Here is an 18,179-nt window from a genome sequence, read left to right as displayed (position 1 = left end):
AATAAAAATGGTAGGGGGAAGTTAAGATGAATAAAATTCTTTTTTTCTTTTGCAATCTAATAGCTGTTATAGGAATTTGTATATTGTTTATAACAAATATTTTGGATGAGGTATTTCCTATGATGGGACGGATTGCTTTTCAGGCTGCAATGGCAGGTAGCTATTCTCGAAGTGACTATATAGTTAATTTCACTGTTATAAACCTATTCGCTATTTTATTGATTTTGGTAGGTATACTAGCAGGATATAAGATTTATAAAAAAGGTGATATCTTATCAAAATAAATATAAAACTATTAACAAAGGGGGAAAAGTTTAGAAGGCAATCAGTTAAAATGATTGCCTTCTTATTTAAATTCTATGTTGTCTCTTGGAATATTATGTTAGCATGGAGTTATTAAAGTAACGAAACAGATTTGTTCAATAAGCAATTACAAAAGGATTGAGCATTTACTGTGAGATAAGATTAGCCGTATTAAGTGTCCAATAAAAAAGTAATGCAAAAAATTGAGTGAAGCACATTAGTATTATTACAGGACATAAATAAAACTATAGGGAGGTATCGTTATGTGGGTAATATTAGGGGTGATTGCTATAGTAGCAACTTTTATAAATCTTTATATGTATAAAGCAGGAAAGGATTATAAGCTTGCTATGGCGATGGGATTATCATTTACAGCATTAACACTTTGTGCAGAATACAGTCTTGTATCTCGGTGGGTAAAAGTGGAAGATTGGGCAGCTTTATCAGATGTAGTACCTGGTATGGAAAGGGCATTATGGTTTTTGACAATTGTTTCTATCTTACTAAATATAGCACCTATACTTTTAGAACTAAAAGGTAAGAAATAATTCCTTATTGTCACATTATTTATATAATATGCAATTAATGTGTAAGTTTTTATGTATAACTAACGGGGGCGTTAATTCAAGAAGGATTAATGCTATTTTTGTAGAACTTATGCTTGAGTCAAAAGCGATGCTGGCTCAACAGGTTGGGGTTGGTGCTGTTATATTCCATGATTTAAAGAACTATCGTTTAAATGATATTGAATTCTCATTGGAAGATATGTTGAGATTTGAAGGAGAAACAGGTCCATATGTCATGCACGAGCATCATCCCTATTAAGGAAAGGAAATTATCAGGAAAGTAATGGAGAGATAGATATAGTTGATGGAAAACTTGGTCCATTATAACGAATTTAATTGCTTTTCCAGATATTATTGAACGAGCATTTAAAGGGAATGACCTATCACAAATAGCAAAATATGTACTTGAACTTTCCAAGGCGTTTAATAAATATTATGGCTCCGTTCGTATTTTTAGAAGATCATGAGCAAAAACAATCAAGTCTCTTGTACATTCCGTTCATAAATTGTATTAAAAGAAGGGTTGAAATTATTAGGTATTGAAGCACCTTATGAGGTGTAACTTAGTAAAAGGGTTCTTATGTTGAATGAGCAATACACGTTTTAACATAGTAGAATAATAAGGAAACCCTCTAAATCCGTTTATAGTCAAGAAATTTTGAGGGTTTGCCTTTTTGAATATCAGGAAGTAAAGTACTTTTGATGATAAATTGTGTTGAATAATTCCTACTCCAGAATTCTCACATATCATGTGATGCATCATTTTTTTGACGGGTATGATTTTTATTTTTTACTTTATGTGATCCTGCTAATGGTTCACCATAGGGCTGTTGAGCACTTTTAGGTAAATCAGGTTGTTCCTGTTGTTTCGGTCCTTTACGATTTTTGGTCATATTTTCATCCTCCATGATTTATTTATCGTGTTTGGGCATGCTTAATAAAGGTGTTTTCATCTTCAATTAAGCCACATATACCGCATTGTATTCTCCTGTTAGGACCGTTGTACGCGACATGAAAAGCCTCTAACGTTTCCTGCTCGTAATTATTAATCACTTCTCCAGTAGCTGCGTTTAATTTCACTGGTTTGGCAACTTGTTCAATTACATTAAAACGAGAACGGTTTGTTTTACACTTAGGGCACTGGTAAGGCTGATTCAAGTAAAACACCTCCATTTGTATAATTAGTGATAGTTTGACGGATACTTTCCTTTTATTTTCTCTAATTTCTGTTAAATTATACAGAGGCCTTCACTTTTTTTATGAAAGGTATAAGGCTTGAACAGTAAGAGTAAAATTGTTATAAACTCTCTCAATATAGGATGTTAAGTGATGACAATCACAGTAAATATCCATCTTTTTGTTTATAATTGTTTTAATAAATAGTGGAGGTGGAGTTGATTTGAAAGCCCTTAACCTAAGCCTGTTACTTATAATGATGTCTTTTTTTCTGTATGCTATTATTGAATTTTTCATGGCATTAACCATAAATAAGCCTCCTGTGGGCAATCTGAGCAGTAGTATGAACAAGGCAATACTATCGTTTATTATCTCTGTTTTCCTTTTAGATGTATGGCTATTGATTAAAGAGAGACCAAAAGTAAAAATTAAATGGAAACTAATTAAGTAGCTTCAACAATCGGGAGTGAGTATGTGTTACGTTTAGTAAAGTACAATTTAAAAAATTTTTTCCCTGGCTATTTTGCACTTGTAATGGCTACGGGTGCATTGTCTATCGGTGCCTATCTCCTTGATATGGTTTTATTTTCCACTATCCTGTTATACATGAATGTGTTCGCCTATATTACTTTATGGGTGCTCACTATTTTCCGGATAATATTCTTTTTTCCAAGGGTACTGGCCGACATAACTAGCCACACTCTCGGACCTGGTTTTTTTACTTTTGTTGCTGGGACTTGTGTATTCGGAAGTCAACTAATCATAATTGCTGAACAATTTGCTATTGCTATTTATTTATGGGGACTTGCCATAATACTATGGTTATTTATTATGTATACATTCTTTACAGCTGTCACCATTAGAAAGGATAAGCCTTCCATTACGGAGGGGATAAATGGGGCTTGGTTGATCGCAGCTGTTGCAACACAATCCATTTCCATACTCGGTACGCTTCTAACACCATCTATGGAAAATGGTCAAGTCATTGTATTATTTTTGACATTATGCATGTATTTCCTTGGCTGTATGCTCTATTTAAATATTATTACGCTTATTTTTTACAGGTTCACTTTTTTAAAATTGGAATTCGCAGCACTTACACCACCGTATTGGATTAACATGGGGGCAGTTGCAATTACTACATTAGCTGGTTCTACACTAATTCTTCATGCAGAAAAATGGTCTTTGCTGGTTGAAATTACCCCTTTTTTAAAAGGCTTTACACTATTCTTTTGGATTACAGGTACATGGTGGATACCATTATTGTTTATACTGATGATATGGAGACATTTATATAATCGCTATCCACTTTCTTATGAACCACAATTATGGGGAATGGTTTTCCCAATTGCCATGTATACAACTAGTACATTGCAACTATCCAAAGCCATAAATTTACCAATATTAATGGTGATTCCTAGGTTTATGGTGTATATAGCAATCATTGCTTGGACTTATGTATTCATTAGTCTTTTGTACCACCTTTATAAAAATTCTAAGGTTGATTTTAAATCAATTAGTGGGGAGAGAGTATAATAGGCAACACACGACGAAAAAGAACGCAATGTACGCTGTGGTTACCTGATCCTCTAAAAAATATTAATAAAAAAGCCTTTCTTGAGACGCATGTTCTTCCATAGAGCATGCGTTTGTATACTCTGTAAAGACTTCTTCAGGTATCCATATGGATGATACTAATGATACTTCTCACTCATAATAATGATCCTTTTATAAATCCATAGGCTTTGACCAGTACTCTCACTATCATTTTTATTGGGATAAGTAATTTTTTATTATAGCTAATACCATTAGAAAGTGAAGGAATTCACTTAAAACTCCCTCAGTTAGCTTCTATTTAATCACAAATGCTCGCTTATTCGCAGGATTTCAAACCACTTCTAAGAACAATGACCGATGGATGGAATGAATATTGATAATAAAGGCTACATGAAGGCATGTGGGAATAGAGGAGCCTTTAAAAACTCTCCATTTATCTCCAAAATATACTGCACGCATTCTCCACGCCGTCCTTGGAGACTATCCCTCCCATGCCTCAACGGATCTATTGCCCTTTCATTCCTTCATTATGCCTATCCAAGGGGGGGGTTTTGCTATCGGGTAACGTTAATTCAGGAAGGAAGGATTAACGCTTTTTTTGTAGAACTTATTATATTATCGAGGCAGTTTGGCAGTATGTTTTTGACTTATTTTCCTCACTAATCTATAATTTATTGTCTGTGTTTAAATACATATAAATTTATCTTTAACTTTTTTGAATTAATAAGTTTATCGATAAAGGACACGAATAATAAGTGACATAAAAAGTTATGTGGTGGATTTATTATAGGAGGAAAAGAATGGATGACCATACTAGGAAGAAGAAAAGATTGGATTGGATAACCTTAATTGTAAGTGGAGGACTGCTTGTTCTATTCGTCATCGCTTCCATTTTAAATGAAAAATTAGTGGGGCAGTGGATCAGTGAATCCTTCTTTTTTGCAGCAAAGTATTTTGGTGCCTATTGGCAAGTGTTACTGCTCGTGATGTTTGTCATTGGATTGATACTAGCTTTTAGCAATTATGGAAGAGTACGGCTTGGCAAAATGGAGAAACCGGAGAATAGCAATTTTCGTTGGATTGCTATGATTTTGTGTACACTTTTAGCTAGTGGGGGAGTCTTTTGGGCCGCGGCTGGACCAATGTTTCACTTTTTGACTACGCCACCGCTATTTACAGGTATTGAAGAAGGAACAATGGTAGCTTCATTTCCTGCAATGGCACAAAGTTACCTACACTGGGGCTTCACAGCATGGGCAAGCTTGGGTACTTTAGCGACGATTGTGCTTATGTATGCCCATTATCACAAAGGCTATCCACTTAAGCCGCGCACCTTTTTATACCCAATGTTTGGTAAGAGAATATTTAAAAATAGTTTTATTGGCTCTTCGGCTGACATTGTCTCCATTATAGCAACAGCAGCTGGAACAATAGGACCAATCGGTTTCCTTGGGCTTCAAGTTGGTTATGGATTGGAGGCGGTATGGGGTATTCCAAATACTTTTATCACACAGTCTTTGATCATTATTTTTTTAGCTGTGATTGCTTCGATTTCGGCGGCAACTGGTATTGAGCGTGGTATCCAATGGCTAAGCCGAGTAAATGTTAGTTTGGTTGTTGTTTTAATGTTTGCTATGTTAATTCTCGGACCAACCTTATTTATTATCGATCTATTTATCGGTTCGGAAGCCTTTTATCTGCAAAACTTTTTGACTATGAGCTTATATCGGGTAGATCAGGCTTGGCTAGGGTCATGGACGATTTTTTTCTGGGGTTGGTTTATCGGCTATGGTCCAATGATGGCTATTTTTATCAGCAGGATATCTCGAGGAAGAACAATAAGAGAATTGATTATCGCAGTATCCATTATTGCTCCGATTGTTAGTAATTTTTGGTTCACTGTAGTTGGTGGTTCAGGTATTTTTTATGAAATGGAAAACCCTGGTTCTGTTTCAACTGCACTAAATGAAAGTGGTATGCCGGCAACTGTGATGGCAATCATGAATCAAATCCCATTTGGCATCGTACTGGCGATTGGTTTTATCATTGTATCGATTATTTTTGTTGCGACAACGGCCGATTCAATGTCCTATACTGTTGCGGTGACTTTAAGTGGTACCGATGAGCCTAGTCGTTTAATTCGCGTCTTTTGGGCACTAATGTTTGGAGTTGTTGCTGTTTCCTTATTAGCGATTGGCGAAGAAACGGTCGATATGTTGCAAAACTTTATTGTTGTAACAGCAGCGCCAGTTTCATTACTTCTTCTCCCATCACTATGGGATGCACCAAGGATAGCGAAGAAAATGGCAAAAGAGCAAAATATTATTGGAAAAAAATAATGAGAAACTGCCTCCGAAAGTTAGAGTGAAAAATCTAACTTCCGGGGGTGATTTTATGGCTCTAAAGTAAGGCGTTAAAATATATGTGGGGTAAATCAACAATTATCATTGCACATAGGCTGTCAACGATAAAAAATGCGGACCATATATTTGTGATAGAAAAAGGATTAGTAGTGGAAGAAGGGGAACATCATGAGTTAATTTCAAGGAAAAATATTTATCATAACCTGGTTAATTCGGAAGAAGAGTGTGGATTAATTAAAAGCTAGAAAGTCTAATGATTCTATTTTAAGCTAGCATTAGCTTAACTGCTAAAAACAGCCACTATCTCCAAGCAGAAGTGGTTGCTGGTGTGCCAAGTATGTATCTAAACTCTAGGGTGTTAGGTTATCATACATCTGTCAGGTTTTATATACACAAGTTACAAAATGTTATTAGCAAAGTGAAAAGACAGGTTTTCCCTGTCTTTTTGTTTTTAATTCTAAAATGCTAAATTTTGTGTGTTTTTAACGTATTAAGTGAAAGCCCCATTGTCAAAGTTTTTGTAGCTATAGTTTTAGTAGATGATATCCACCTTCATGAGATATAAGTAGTATAATTTTCTATTTTGAATACGGATTAATGTTCAATACGAAATAATTAAACCCGAAAAGCGTTTCAATCATTTTATGTGCTAGCTTCATTTATGCCGGTTATGAATTAAAGCGAACTGCTGTGCTAAATAATTTGGACTATAGGGCATGTCGTTTTTTAGCCATGCAACGATAGTACCTATCAACGCTGAAGAATCATACCAGATTAAAATTTCTTTTTGGATACCTGCTTTCTCGCCAAAAGATTCACTGCCTCTATTTTCTATTCCTGACATGATCTTTTCCACCAAAAGCTGCATGAGGCGATCTTTAAATAATGGAACTCCCCTTGTTGTCAGAACGACTTTATAAAAGTTAGCATTAACTGCAATGTATTCCAGACATTTGGCCAATACTTCACCTGTAGGCTGATTGGATGTCCGATTGACTCTTGCCTCTTCAATTACATTTGAAATATCTTCTACCATATCATCCGCCATCTTGTCCATCATATCGGTAATATCCTTGTAATGCAGATAAAAGGTAACGCGATTAATGGTTGCTTTTTCTGCCAATCTGTTAACTGAAATCTTTTTGATATCCATTTCTAACAGCAACTCGATAAAGGCATCTCGTAGCAGCTTTCTTGTACGAAGGATACGTGGGTCGATCTTCTCCTTTTTATTTACCATTCTTTTTTCTCCAGACTATTTACATTTAATTATTTAATGTAGTATTTGTTTCTATTTTGCTACACTATTAACTACTTTGTAAACTAATTTACACTTTATAAATTATTGTTTGTTGAATGCTAGTACGATAACCCTTATAATATTCCTTGTGCTTGTATTTAGACAACAGTTTGTAAATTAAGTAGTTTTATAGACAATGACGGTTACAGAAAGGATGAACAAGATTGACATCTAGCGCTAACACTGGTGATAATGTGAAAAAATGGTCGATTTTATCCATTATGATTCTAGGCTCTTTTTTTGCATTATTTAATCAAACCACTATGACAGTTGCACTTCCACCATTGATGGAAGCATTCAATATAGAAGCGTCTACTGGACAATGGCTAACTACTGGCTATATGCTTGTCAACGGTGTATTAATCCCAGTCACCGGATTCTTAATGAAACGCTTCTCAACAAGACAATTATATTTAGCGGCCATGATAATTTTCCTAGCAGGGACAATTGTATCGGCAATTGCACCAACATTTGCCGTATTACTTATTGGTAGACTGATCCAAGCCGCATCAACAGGTATCATGATGCCATTATTAATGAATGTCGTATTATCATTATTTCCACCAGAAAAACGAGGAACAGCAATGGGAACAGTTGGACTGGCAATTATTTTTGCGCCTGCTGTTGGCCCAACATTAGCCGGATATATATTAGATAATTTCTCTTGGCGCGTTTTATTTTATGGAATGATTCCATTTGTTTTTATCATTATTATTTGCGCGTCGATCTTTTTGAAGAATGTATCGGAAACTACAACCAGCAAAATGGATTTTATCAGTCTCGTGTTGTCTACTATTGGGTTCGGCGGTATTTTATACGGATTTAGTGAGGCAGGTAATATTGGCTGGGGGCATTGGGAAGTTGTAATATCGCTCTTTGTCGGCTTTAGCACCATCTGGATATTTAGTTGGAGGCAGCTTAAATCAAATGATCCTTTTCTTGACCTGCGAGCTTTCCGTTATAATATGTTTTCCTTAACGACTATTATTAACTGTACTGTAACGTTTGTCATGTATGCAGATATGATTTTATTACCACTGTATTTACAAAACGCAAGGGGCTTTACTGCTTTTGAATCAGGTTTGTTAATGTTACCTGGTGCTCTATTAATGGGTTTATTAAGTCCTATGGTTGGAAAGCTGTTTGATCGATTTGGAGTGAAGTGGCTCGCGATTATCGGATTAATCATCATCTTGCTTACGACTTATACCTTTACTAATTTGACAGATTCGATAAGCTACACCGTATTGATTTTAATGTATGCCGGCCGTCGATTAGGTATGGCACTATTCCTGATGCCTCTTCAAACGGCAGGTTTAAATCAATTACCGAACAGTTTACACGCTCACGGAACAGCAATATCAAATACAACCCGTCAAGTAGCAGGAGCAATCGGTACATCACTAATTGTTACAATTATGACAAGCAGAACGAAGGATCACCTCCAAGAAATGATGACAAATGGTGCCACCGGAACAGATGAAGATTTGATAATGGAAGCATCTATTCAAGGTATTAATGACGCATACTTTACCATGTTATTCTTTGCATTCATCAGTCTTGTGCTCTCGTTCTTTATTAAACGCGTAACACAAGCACCAGAAGAAAGCATGCAAACTACAAAAAAAAATTCAAAACCAGAAGAATGAGAAGAGATCTTCATCATCTTGAATCACAATGAATGAATAGAGCAGTAGCTAAGGTGCTACTACTCTATTTTTGCTTTTTTGCATCTAATCCACTATGAGGCACGAATTATTCCATTAATTCATTTGCATCTCTGTGAAGGTAATCAGCAGCCTCTTCACCAATTTGTTTTCCTCTTTGTGCTTTTACTGCATGAATGAAAGATTTTAACTGATTATGGTTTAACTTTTTTTGAAGACTAGTCGCAATTCCATGATTTTTTATCCAGTTGTTTTCCTCAAAAAGAGTTACTAGTTGTTTTAGACCCTCTATACTTGCAAATGTATGAAAAGTGAACTGTACCCCAATTGTTAGACATAACCAGCAATTAGAGGTGGATTATTTTGTGACTAAATTTACATCAGAACAAAAAATGAACGCTGTATTACTTTATCAAAGTGGCAGGGAAAGTGTGCGAGATATTTCAACATCATTAGGGGCGATTCATTAAATCGTTCGAATGTGGGTGAAGCAATTTGAATATCACGGATATAGACGCCTTAAAGTCAAAAAAAAGGGCGTCCACCCATGGAAAATAAAAAAGCAACAAAAAATAAGCACCAACTGAAGAGTTTGTGCGTATGGTGAATGCCTTAGTTCAAAACAAGGAAAAATCACCAATAAAGCGCAAGTAGTCTATGAACTAGGGCATGAATTTTTGGCGAAAGGACTCTTGAGGCTCGCAGAATCCCACGTAAAGCTGTTACTATAATGCAGTCATGGAAAACTTCTTTGGCATTATGAGATCAGAATTTCTTTATCTAAACGAATTCGAAAGTGTAGAACATTCTAAGAAAGAATTAGCAAAGTATATCGATTACTAAAACAACAAACGTATCAATGCAAAACTTAAAGGCCTGAGCTCAGTTCAATACCGGGTTCAGACCTCGCAAGCTGTCTAAAAAAATAACTTGTTTAACTTTATGGAGTCACTTCAGATTAGTAGCTGTTTTTGTGTGAGAAAAGTCGGTTCATTCCAAGTACCTTAATTAGACAAATAAACATTATCTACATAAACAGCTGTCACTCCTGATGAATTACTGCCGTCAATAAACTGCACACCGTATTCACGAATATCTGATTTATGGACTCCTGATAAATTTAAACTTAGATTAATTTCTCCCCCTGCACGAATTGTTTGCCAATCACTTGCTTTCCAGTCATAATTTTCTCCATGCTTAACAAATAATTTCACGCCAAGTCCATTACCATAGTTACCCCAAGAAGCGCCTTTTACAGTGGCTCTTAGCTCATTACCAGCAAAGGAGAAATGTCCTTTTTTCGATAAATAATGTTGATCCCCGCTAGACATATTAATATCACCCTGTAATGAACGCAAATCCTTAGAGCTCCATGCATCAGTCGACCACGGGCCAGCGTTTAAATTCGTGCCACTCCAACCATCTAAACCCGATTCGAAATTAGCGTACGCACCAGTTTCTCCTGATGAGCTAAAATATTGCTTTAGCCATTGAAGAGCTGGCCGTTCCTCGCCTGAACTCGTGATTAGATGCGTATCCTGTGCCCATGTTTCCCCTTCTTTGTACCCCCATAATGTCACTCCTTTAACAGCTGGATGCTCCCAAAGGACGGGGAATTTTTCCTGGTATCTAGCTAATTGTGTTTGGTCGTCACCGCTCATATCCAATTCAGACACATAGATTGGGACACCCGTAGCAGCAAGCATATCTAATACTTGGTTCATTGTAGTGACACTGACGTTATTCATATTAAAATGGTGTGATTGAATACCAATTCCATCGATTAAACCTCTTTCGTTTAACAGATTAACAATTTCTACATATTGGGCAGCAGCATTCGGATCGCTAATGATACCATAATCGTTTAAATGTAATTCTGCATTAGGAAAGGCTTGTCTTGCTTGTTCAAAAGACCATATAACCCAATCCCATCCAGTTGCTCCATCGCCACCAATGGCATTTTTATAAGAAGGAGGGGCATGTAAAGGCTCATTAACGACATCAATATATTCTGCATCACCATATCTTTGGGCAGATGCTTGAATCCACTCTAGTAATTCTGCCCTTTGCTCGAAAGTAGATAAGCCACTAACCCAACTCGGCTCCTGGCTCCCCCAAACTAATGTGTGAAATTTAAATGGGTAACCATTACTTTTGGCAAAATTGTAGCTTGTGTCCGCATTCGTCCAGTTCATATTATCTCTCGTTGATTCCACACTTCCCCATTTAGTTGAGTTCTCGGGTGTTACCTGATCCCAATAAACTCCAAAGTCAGATGGCACATAATGACTGATAATATTCCCAAGAAACTTTTCATCTGCTATCCCTGCCGAAACTTCTTTCGTAAAACTTAAGGAAAAAGCTGAAAACATGAGAATTACTATAATGCTAACCTTCGATAATTTTTTCATTATAAAAACCTCCTGTTCATCGTTAATCTATCAAACCCATAAATGAAACGCTTACATTAAATGGTTTGTATTTACCATCTCCTTCCATTACCTTTGGTCACATCATAGCACAATTATTGCTAGATTATACTTTAATTTGTTTAGGTTTAACTTTGAAAAATATAGGGATTTGAGAGGGGAGTAAGATAACGAAATTAATTAGGGTCTTTAATTGCAAAGATTGTACCAGCGTTTATATTTATATATTACTTGCAAGTTTAGATAGGCATATAGCATATCCCAATCAACAAACGTAAAGCTCTATCTATACGATTATCCTATTTTTAACACTATCAATTAAAAAACGATAACTTCTATAACTTTCAGTGTTTTTTTAAAATTTTATAGAAAAGTGGAATTAATTAAAAATCAATCAATATAAATGGGAATATAACCTTTTTAATTATGTTTTTATCTCTGTTTAGAAATCGATTTCCAAGACACATGATCTAATAAACAGCTTAGAGTAAAGGAAAAGTCTTATCATACTTGCTCTCAAATATCGAAAATGATGTAGCAAACGCAAATGGAAAAGGTTTTTGGAAAACGATAAATTGAAAAAGGAGCGATGGGAAATGAGTAAATTTAATCGTGAAGAAATACTAGATTTGTACAAAGACTTACGAGTAACCGACGTACGTGATGGGATGGACTGGGTAGGGCTACATGGTTATGGCACCGTAGATCATCATATTCGTCCACTATTCCGTACAAAAGTAGTAGGGATAGCTAGGACCGCCCGTTATTTACCTTTTGAAGGGCCTGTCCCAAACGTGACGGGGAACGAATATACGAAGTGGGTGAAATGGTATTACAGTGAAGTTTGTACAGATGAGTGGGCAAACGATATCGAAGAAGGGGATTTCATCGTCATGGATGTAGCTGGAACAGATGTAGGGATATTAGGTTCCAATAATACCTTAGACCATCTCCATAAAGGGGTAGTAGGTTACCTTACAAATGGTGGAGGGATCCGTGATACCGATGAAGTAATCATGCAAAGGATTCCCGTATGGTCAAGGTTTGTCTCGCAAGGAATGGACCAGACGCGAATCCGTTATTATGAGAAAGATGTTCCCGTCGCTATTGGTGGTGTGGCTGTTTATCCTAATGATGTCATCGTAGCAGATGGGGATGGGGTAGTAGTGGTACCAAGTAAATATGCCAAGGAAGTTGCCAAATATGCTCATCAGGAATTAACTGGGGATAAAGCAGGACGTAAAAAGTTGTATGAGAAACTTGGCTGGGAATTAGACGATACGGTTCAATAATCCGCAATATTAGTAGTAGGCAAAAGAGGTGAAGGATGTTTGGAGAATATAGGCTTTAGAATTTTAAAAAGAGAGTCGAAGGTTAGTTCAACAGTGATTAAAAAATTTGAAAATGTGGTGACACCACATGTGAGCGACAACATGAGCAGAATGTTTTCTGGTGGAACTAAATTGAAACCTTATTGTATGCTGGGAAAATTACTAGGCGCAGCTTTAACTGTCAAAACAAGACCAGGGGACAATTTAATGGTACACAAAGCGATTGATCTTGCAGAACCTGGGGATGTGTTAGTTGTCGATGCTGGCGGGGATACAACGAATGCAATTGTTGGGGAAATCATGATGAAATTATCGATAAAAAAAGGAATCAAAGGTTTTGTCATCAATGGAGCAATCCGAGATTCCTCAGCTTTTTGGAATGGCGATTTCCCAGTTTATGCTAGAGGAGTAACACATAGAGGACCATACAAGGATGGACCAGGTGAAATAAACGTCCCAATATCAATCGATGGAATGGTCATACAACCAGGTGATTTGGTGTTGGGCGATGAAGATGGTGTGATTGCTATTCCGCAGACCTTAACATTAGACATACTGGAACACATAAAATCTCAAGAGAAAAATGAGTTAGAAATATTTCAAGCAATAGAAAATGGCAGTGTAGATCGAACTTGGGTAGATGCAATCTTAAAAGAAAAAGGGTGTGAATGGAATTGACAACCCTCAATCATTATCACTACAAAAGGTTGCAGGAATTTTGTTCTAGTGTTTTTGTTAAAGCGGGAGTGGAGAAGGAACAAGCTGATATCGTAGCTGCATCATTGGTTCAAGCTGATTTGCGTGGTGTAGACTCTCATGGTGTGGTTCGAACAGCTATCTATTTAAAAAGGGTCGAGCAAAAAATGATTAACCCCAAAGCAAAAATCCGAATCGAAAAAGAAGATGAGTCCACCGCTTTAATAGACGGATGCAATCACTTTGGTGCAGTAGTGGGAGATAAAGCATTGAAGCTAGCGATGAAAAAGGCAAAAGCAAACGGTGTTGGAATGGTTGGAGTAAAAAATTCTAATCATTTTGGAACAGGAGCCTTTTATGCTTTAAGGGGCTTAAAGGAAGATTTGGTTACCATCGTTATGTCCAATGCGTCACAGACGATGCCACCAACGGGAGGGATAAAACCATTTATCGGGACGAATCCTTTAGCTGTTGGCATTCCATGTGGAGAATGTGAACCATTCTTATTAGATATGGCAACAAGTGTAGTGGCAAGAGGTAAAATTATAGTTGCCGCGCAAAAAGGAGAAGCCATTCCACATGGATGGGCCATTGACAAAAATGGTAAATCCACTACAAATGCAGAAGAGGCATTGAAGGGTTCTGTTTTACCATTAGGAGGGCCTAAAGGCTATGGCATTTCGATGTTTATCGATATTTTTTCAGGTGTATTAACCGGAGCTGGGTTTGGGAAATATGTCAACAACATGTATGAAAATTGGAAGGCCCCTCAGAACGTTGGTCACTTTTTTATAACCATTGACGTGAATAAGTTTATGGATATTAAAACATTTAAACATAGAATGGACCTATATATCCGTGATATTAAAACAGAACCAAAGGCAGAAGATGTTGAGGAAATTTTCATACCTGGTGAGATGGAAAGCAGAAGATCGGAACAAAGGAAAAAGAATGGTATTAATTTATCTCAGAACGTACAAAGAGAATTAACCAATATAGGTATGAAATATGGCGTATCGCTAAAGGATGCCTTAATGCTCAACCATAATACAGAAGGTAAAGGTGTGTAGCAATGTTTGTCAATGAAAAATTCAGATATGAAATGCCTGTAAAAATAGAATTTGGTGCTGGTAAAGTAGACCATCTAGCAAATTATATAGATGAGGTAAGAGGGAATAAAGTGCTGATTGTAGGTGATCAAGGTGTTTTACACGCTGGAATTATTGAAAAAGTCGAGGCTCCACTAAAGAAAGCCAACATTCCATACCTAGTGTTTAATGATATTGGCACAGAAGCAACGATAGAATCAGTGGATAAAGCTTACCAGCTGGCAGAGGAAAGTCACTGTGATGTAGTGATTGGGGTTGGTGGTGGAAGCTCACTTGATATTGCAAAATCAGTTGGACTTTTACTTGGTAATGGTGGAGACATCCGTAATTATGTTGGCTTAGATAAAGTACCTACCCAGGGTAACCCAGTTATTGCTATCCCAACTACTGCTGGTACTGGTAGTGAAATTACGAGATTTTCGGTATTATCTGATAAAACAAAAAAAGTGAAATTAAGTGTTGGCAGTATGTTTAATTGCCCAACTATTGCGTTAGTGGATCCGGAACTAACCCTGACCTTGCCTCCACATCTTACGGCTACAACTGGTATGGACGCATTAACTCATGCGTTAGAATCCTTTGTTAATAAAGAAACACAGCCAATATCTGAAGCATTATCCAAAGAGGCTATGAAACTTATATCTAGAAGTTTAAGGCTGGCTGTTGTACAAGGGGAGAATTTGAATGCTAGAAAAGACATGTTATTGGCGAGTACAATGGCAGCTATGGCATTTAACACGACAAGACTTGGTCTCGCACATTCTTTAGCCATTCCATTAGGTGCAAAATTCAATATTCCACATGGATTAGTAAATGCCATATTATTACCAGAAGTAATGCGATTTAACTTAATTGGAAATACAAAAAAATTCATTGAAATTGCTGAAATTTTTGGTGAGGAAATAGCTGGCTTATCTGATAGAGAAGCTGCTGAAAGAGCTGTCAATGCTATTAAAAAACTAAACGAGGATATTGGGATAAGCCAAAATTTATCTGACTTTCATGTCAAAGAAGAAGACTTAGAAGAAGTTGCTAAAGAAGCGATGTTATCTGGAAACACCCCGATTAACCCTGTCAAACCAACCGTAAATGATTTAATAAATATTTGCAAATCTGTCATGGTTTAAGTGAGGAGTGATGAATGTCATGACCTTGGGAGAAAAAATGCGACAGTTCCTTAAAAATCTTCAGCCATATTCTTATGGAAACTATATAAATGGCAGGTGGGTATCTAGCACAAGTGGAGAGGTTTATACCATTTATAATGCTGCCAATAATAAGCAAGCATTAGCATTTTTCCCTAAATCTACTAAGGAAGATGTTAACCAAGCAGTAAAGGCAGCAAGTAATGCATTTGAAACTTGGTCTACATTACCTGGCCCTGAGCGAGGAGCTATTCTTTATAAAGTAGCAGATTTGTTAGAAGAAAATCTTCATGAACTAGCTTTTATGGTATCGGCAGAGCAAGGAAAAGTTTTAAGTGAATCTATTGGTGAAGTAACTAGAGCGGCAAAGGAAGCGCGCTTTTGTGCTGGAGAAGCTTTCAGAATGGAAGGAAATACACTGCCTGCGGAAAGAAAAAATGTTTGGAATGCTACTACCAGAAATCCTATAGGTGTGATCGCAGAAATCGCTCCATGGAATTTCCCTATGGTAACCCCAATTCGCAAAATAGCACCAGCACTAGCTTATGGATGTACGGTTGTTTATAAGCCTGCAACTGCAACACCATGGACGTCTGCTAAAATAATGGAATTACTTACCCAAGCTGGAATTCCCAATGGTGTAGTTAATTTAATCGTGGGCAGTGGGTCTACCGTTGGCGACTCACTAGTTGCTCATCCAGATGTGAAGGGGATTAGTTTTACTGGCTCTACTGATTTAGGCAAACGAATTAATCAATTGACTTCTTCAAGGTTTGCCAAAACACAATTAGAATTAGGCGGAAAAAATCCAGCTGTTGTACTGGACTATTCGGATGTCCATCAAGTAGCTACGCAAATTATCAGTGCTGCCTGTAATTGCAGCGGGCAACGGTGTACCTCAATTAGTAGAGTGATTGTATTACAAGACAAAAAAGAGGAGCTTGTCCATGCATTAATCAATGAATTAGAAAAAATAAATATTGGTCCTGCCTGGGATGATAAAGCAAATATGGGCCCACTAGTAAATAAGAAGCACTTGGATAGTGTGCAAAGCTATATTGAGATAGGTATTCAAGAAGGAGCTAATCTTATATACGGTGGAGAAGTGTTAAAGACTAATCGCTATGAGCAAGGTGCTTATATGAAGCCGGCACTATTGGATAATGTAAATCTTACTATGAGGATAGCTAAGGAAGAAATATTTGGCCCAGTTATAACCATCATTGAGGTAGACAATCTGGAAGAGGCCTTATCTGTTGCGAATGATGTAGATTATGGGCTGGCAGCATCTATCTTTACAGAAGATCTTACTGTTGCTCATTCCTTTGCGGAAAAAATCGAATCGGGAATGGTGCATATCAATCATGGAACGGCAAGCGCAGCTCATTTACCTTTTGGAGGCACCAAAAATTCTGGCTTTGGGGCATTCTCTGTTGGTAGCTCTAATATTGAGTTTTTTACAGAATTAAAAACAGTATATATTGAATATTAATCTTTCCCTCTCATGATTAGTTAGAAAAGGGGAGCTCTTTATGAAACCGAAAATATATGTGACGAGAAAGTTAGAGGCTTGTGTGAAAGAGAAATTGGAAATGTACTGTGAGGTTTCCATGTGGGGAAGAGAAGATCTACCTGTACCAAAAGAGGTATTAATGAAAGAAGTGTCTCAGGTAGAAGGTCTTTATTGTTTACTCACTGAAACAATTGATAAAGAAATAATAAGCTTGGCCCCCAATTTAAAGGTGATTAGCAACATGGCTGTTGGCTATAACAATATAGATCTCGAAGAAGCTAAGAAACACAGCATTATTGTCACGAATACCCCTGATATTTTGACAGAGACAACGGCAGATTTAACGTTTGCCTTATTAATGGCTACTGCCCGTCGAATTGTAGAAGCGGTTGACTATATTAAAACGAACCAATGGTTAACATGGTCCCCTATGCAATTAACAGGTAGAGATATTTATGGCGCAACACTAGGAATTATTGGTATGGGACGTATTGGATCTGCTTTAGCAAGAAGGGCGAAAGGTTTTAAAATGAATGTCGTGTACCATAATCGGAATCGGCGGCCAAGGCATGAAAAGGAACTAGGCGTTCATTATCTTGAATGGGAGGAGTTATTAAAAACTTCTGACTATATATGTGTGTTGGTGCCGTATAGTGAAGAAACGAAAAACCTGATTGCGGAAAAAGAATTTAGTTTAATGAAGGATACCTGTATTTTGATTAATACGTCAAGAGGTGGAATTGTAAAGGAAGATGCACTCTACCATGCTCTAACGAATCAACAAATTTGGGCAGCCGGTCTTGATGTTTTTGAACAAGAACCAATAGATAGCACCAATCGATTTGTGTCTTTACCTAATGTGGTTACTTTACCGCATATTGGGAGTGCAAGCGTAGAAACTCGACTGAAAATGGAGGAAGTTGCAGCGAAAAATCTACTAAGGGTATTACAGGATAAGCCTCCTTTATATAGAGTGGTCTAAGGTTTCTTCGTGTTCATTGGTGTAACGATTTCCAATAAATAA

Annotated in this window: 17 protein-coding genes and 3 pseudogenes; 14 read left to right on the top strand and 6 right to left on the bottom strand. The window is 36.9% G+C overall.

Features of this window, described 5'->3' with window-relative positions:
• The first annotated feature begins 26 nt into the window (after positions 1-26).
• The 4 genes from DLJ74_RS15835 to DLJ74_RS15825 all read left to right on the top strand — a co-directional run bounded on the left by DLJ74_RS15835 (position 27) and on the right by DLJ74_RS15825 (position 1,336).
• Positions 27-284 (top strand): hypothetical protein, encoded by a 258-nt coding sequence (locus tag DLJ74_RS15835; protein ID WP_054861614.1) that lies wholly within the window; start codon positions 27-29, stop codon positions 282-284.
• 282 nt (positions 285-566) lie between these two features.
• Complete coding sequence (locus DLJ74_RS15830; protein WP_054788347.1) at positions 567-851, top strand: hypothetical protein; 285 nt, start codon at positions 567-569, stop codon at positions 849-851.
• A gap of 127 nt (positions 852-978) precedes the next feature.
• Entirely contained in the window at positions 979-1,128 is a 150-nt protein-coding gene (locus DLJ74_RS20510; RefSeq protein ID WP_181397613.1) for a hypothetical protein, read from the top strand.
• A 61-nt stretch (positions 1,129-1,189) separates the two neighbouring features.
• A complete protein-coding gene (locus DLJ74_RS15825) occupies positions 1,190-1,336 on the top strand; it encodes a DALR anticodon-binding domain-containing protein (RefSeq protein ID WP_109985196.1) in 147 nt (48 codons plus the stop codon).
• Positions 1,337-1,609: 273 nt separating this feature from the next.
• Here DLJ74_RS15825 and DLJ74_RS15820 read toward each other — a convergent pair whose 3' ends face one another.
• From DLJ74_RS15820 to DLJ74_RS20300, 3 genes are all read right to left on the bottom strand, one after another.
• Entirely contained in the window at positions 1,610-1,762 is a 153-nt protein-coding gene (locus DLJ74_RS15820) for a small acid-soluble spore protein P (protein ID WP_054861617.1), read from the bottom strand.
• A gap of 22 nt (positions 1,763-1,784) precedes the next feature.
• Positions 1,785-2,027 (bottom strand): DNA alkylation repair protein, encoded by a 243-nt coding sequence (locus tag DLJ74_RS15815; protein ID WP_109985185.1) that lies wholly within the window; start codon positions 2,025-2,027, stop codon positions 1,785-1,787.
• A gap of 99 nt (positions 2,028-2,126) precedes the next feature.
• Positions 2,127-2,354, bottom strand: coding sequence for a hypothetical protein (locus tag DLJ74_RS20300; protein WP_146202442.1), 228 nt, complete (start codon positions 2,352-2,354; stop codon positions 2,127-2,129).
• Between the two features lie 165 nt (positions 2,355-2,519).
• On the opposite strand from DLJ74_RS20300, the gene DLJ74_RS15805 reads away from it, so the two are divergent.
• Entirely contained in the window at positions 2,520-3,581 is a 1,062-nt protein-coding gene (locus DLJ74_RS15805) for a tellurite resistance/C4-dicarboxylate transporter family protein (protein ID WP_245902361.1), read from the top strand.
• A gap of 821 nt (positions 3,582-4,402) precedes the next feature.
• Complete coding sequence (locus DLJ74_RS15800; protein WP_109985184.1) at positions 4,403-5,941, top strand: BCCT family transporter; 1,539 nt, start codon at positions 4,403-4,405, stop codon at positions 5,939-5,941.
• A 679-nt stretch (positions 5,942-6,620) separates the two neighbouring features.
• Here DLJ74_RS15800 and DLJ74_RS15790 read toward each other — a convergent pair.
• Positions 6,621-7,205 (bottom strand): TetR/AcrR family transcriptional regulator, encoded by a 585-nt coding sequence (locus DLJ74_RS15790; protein WP_109985182.1) that lies wholly within the window; start codon positions 7,203-7,205, stop codon positions 6,621-6,623.
• 281 nt (positions 7,206-7,486) lie between these two features.
• Between DLJ74_RS15790 and DLJ74_RS15785 the strand changes: the two genes are divergently transcribed.
• Positions 7,487-8,914 carry a DHA2 family efflux MFS transporter permease subunit gene (locus DLJ74_RS15785; protein WP_054861622.1) on the top strand — a complete coding sequence of 476 codons (1,428 nt, stop codon included), beginning with the start codon at positions 7,487-7,489 and terminating at the stop codon, positions 8,912-8,914.
• 735 nt (positions 8,915-9,649) lie between these two features.
• Positions 9,650-9,853: pseudogene (locus tag DLJ74_RS20795) on the top strand (IS3 family transposase); the annotation flags it as partial.
• A gap of 83 nt (positions 9,854-9,936) precedes the next feature.
• On the opposite strand, the pseudogene DLJ74_RS20970 reads toward DLJ74_RS20795, so the two are convergent.
• Positions 9,937-10,362 (bottom strand): annotated as a pseudogene (locus DLJ74_RS20970) (glycoside hydrolase family 5 protein); the annotation flags it as partial.
• 36 nt (positions 10,363-10,398) lie between these two features.
• A pseudogene (locus DLJ74_RS20790) lies at positions 10,399-11,304 on the bottom strand (endo-1,4-beta-xylanase); the annotation flags it as partial.
• Positions 11,305-11,957: 653 nt separating this feature from the next.
• On the opposite strand from DLJ74_RS20790, the gene DLJ74_RS15770 reads away from it, so the two are divergent.
• Genes DLJ74_RS15770 through DLJ74_RS15745 form a run of 6 tightly spaced genes read left to right on the top strand, consistent with a single transcriptional unit; the run spans position 11,958 to position 18,137 of the window.
• Positions 11,958-12,653: an RraA family protein gene (locus DLJ74_RS15770; RefSeq protein WP_109985179.1), complete on the top strand. Its 696-nt coding sequence runs from the start codon at positions 11,958-11,960 to the stop codon at positions 12,651-12,653.
• Positions 12,654-12,692: 39 nt separating this feature from the next.
• Entirely contained in the window at positions 12,693-13,370 is a 678-nt protein-coding gene (locus DLJ74_RS15765) for an RraA family protein (protein WP_109985178.1), read from the top strand.
• On the top strand, positions 13,367-14,458 hold the full coding sequence (locus tag DLJ74_RS15760; protein ID WP_109985194.1) for an Ldh family oxidoreductase: 1,092 nt from the start codon (positions 13,367-13,369) through the stop codon (positions 14,456-14,458). The genes DLJ74_RS15765 and DLJ74_RS15760 overlap by 4 nt, the downstream gene beginning before the upstream one ends.
• A gap of 2 nt (positions 14,459-14,460) precedes the next feature.
• Positions 14,461-15,624 (top strand): iron-containing alcohol dehydrogenase, encoded by a 1,164-nt coding sequence (locus tag DLJ74_RS15755; protein WP_109985177.1) that lies wholly within the window; start codon positions 14,461-14,463, stop codon positions 15,622-15,624.
• Between the two features lie 19 nt (positions 15,625-15,643).
• A complete protein-coding gene (locus DLJ74_RS15750) occupies positions 15,644-17,134 on the top strand; it encodes an aldehyde dehydrogenase family protein (protein WP_109985176.1) in 1,491 nt (496 codons plus the stop codon).
• A gap of 40 nt (positions 17,135-17,174) precedes the next feature.
• On the top strand, positions 17,175-18,137 hold the full coding sequence (locus DLJ74_RS15745) for a 2-hydroxyacid dehydrogenase (protein WP_109985175.1): 963 nt from the start codon (positions 17,175-17,177) through the stop codon (positions 18,135-18,137).
• Positions 18,138-18,179 lie beyond the last annotated feature (42 nt).

The sequence above is a fragment of the Gracilibacillus dipsosauri genome (assembly GCF_003176895.1).
GTDB classification, from domain to species: domain Bacteria; phylum Bacillota; class Bacilli; order Bacillales; family Amphibacillaceae; genus Gracilibacillus; species Gracilibacillus dipsosauri.
This window is presented reverse-complemented; position numbering and strand designations above follow the sequence as displayed.

Bases quoted from the DNA above. Each gene is read 5' to 3' on its own strand.
- DLJ74_RS15835 (WP_054861614.1), top strand. From the start codon at position 27: ATGAATAAAATTCTTTTTTTCTTTTGCAATCTAATAGCTGTTATAGGA.
- DLJ74_RS15830 (WP_054788347.1), top strand. From the start codon at position 567: ATGTGGGTAATATTAGGGGTGATTGCTATAGTAGCAACTTTTATAAAT.
- DLJ74_RS20510 (WP_181397613.1), top strand. From the start codon at position 979: ATGCTGGCTCAACAGGTTGGGGTTGGTGCTGTTATATTCCATGATTTA.
- DLJ74_RS15820 (WP_054861617.1), bottom strand. From the start codon at position 1,762: ATGACCAAAAATCGTAAAGGACCGAAACAACAGGAACAACCTGATTTA.
- DLJ74_RS20300 (WP_146202442.1), bottom strand. From the start codon at position 2,354: ATGGTTAATGCCATGAAAAATTCAATAATAGCATACAGAAAAAAAGAC.
- DLJ74_RS15800 (WP_109985184.1), top strand. From the start codon at position 4,403: ATGGATGACCATACTAGGAAGAAGAAAAGATTGGATTGGATAACCTTA.
- DLJ74_RS15790 (WP_109985182.1), bottom strand. From the start codon at position 7,205: ATGGTAAATAAAAAGGAGAAGATCGACCCACGTATCCTTCGTACAAGA.
- DLJ74_RS15785 (WP_054861622.1), top strand. From the start codon at position 7,487: ATGATTCTAGGCTCTTTTTTTGCATTATTTAATCAAACCACTATGACA.
- DLJ74_RS15770 (WP_109985179.1), top strand. From the start codon at position 11,958: ATGAGTAAATTTAATCGTGAAGAAATACTAGATTTGTACAAAGACTTA.
- DLJ74_RS15755 (WP_109985177.1), top strand. From the start codon at position 14,461: ATGTTTGTCAATGAAAAATTCAGATATGAAATGCCTGTAAAAATAGAA.
- DLJ74_RS15750 (WP_109985176.1), top strand. From the start codon at position 15,644: ATGACCTTGGGAGAAAAAATGCGACAGTTCCTTAAAAATCTTCAGCCA.
- DLJ74_RS15745 (WP_109985175.1), top strand. From the start codon at position 17,175: ATGAAACCGAAAATATATGTGACGAGAAAGTTAGAGGCTTGTGTGAAA.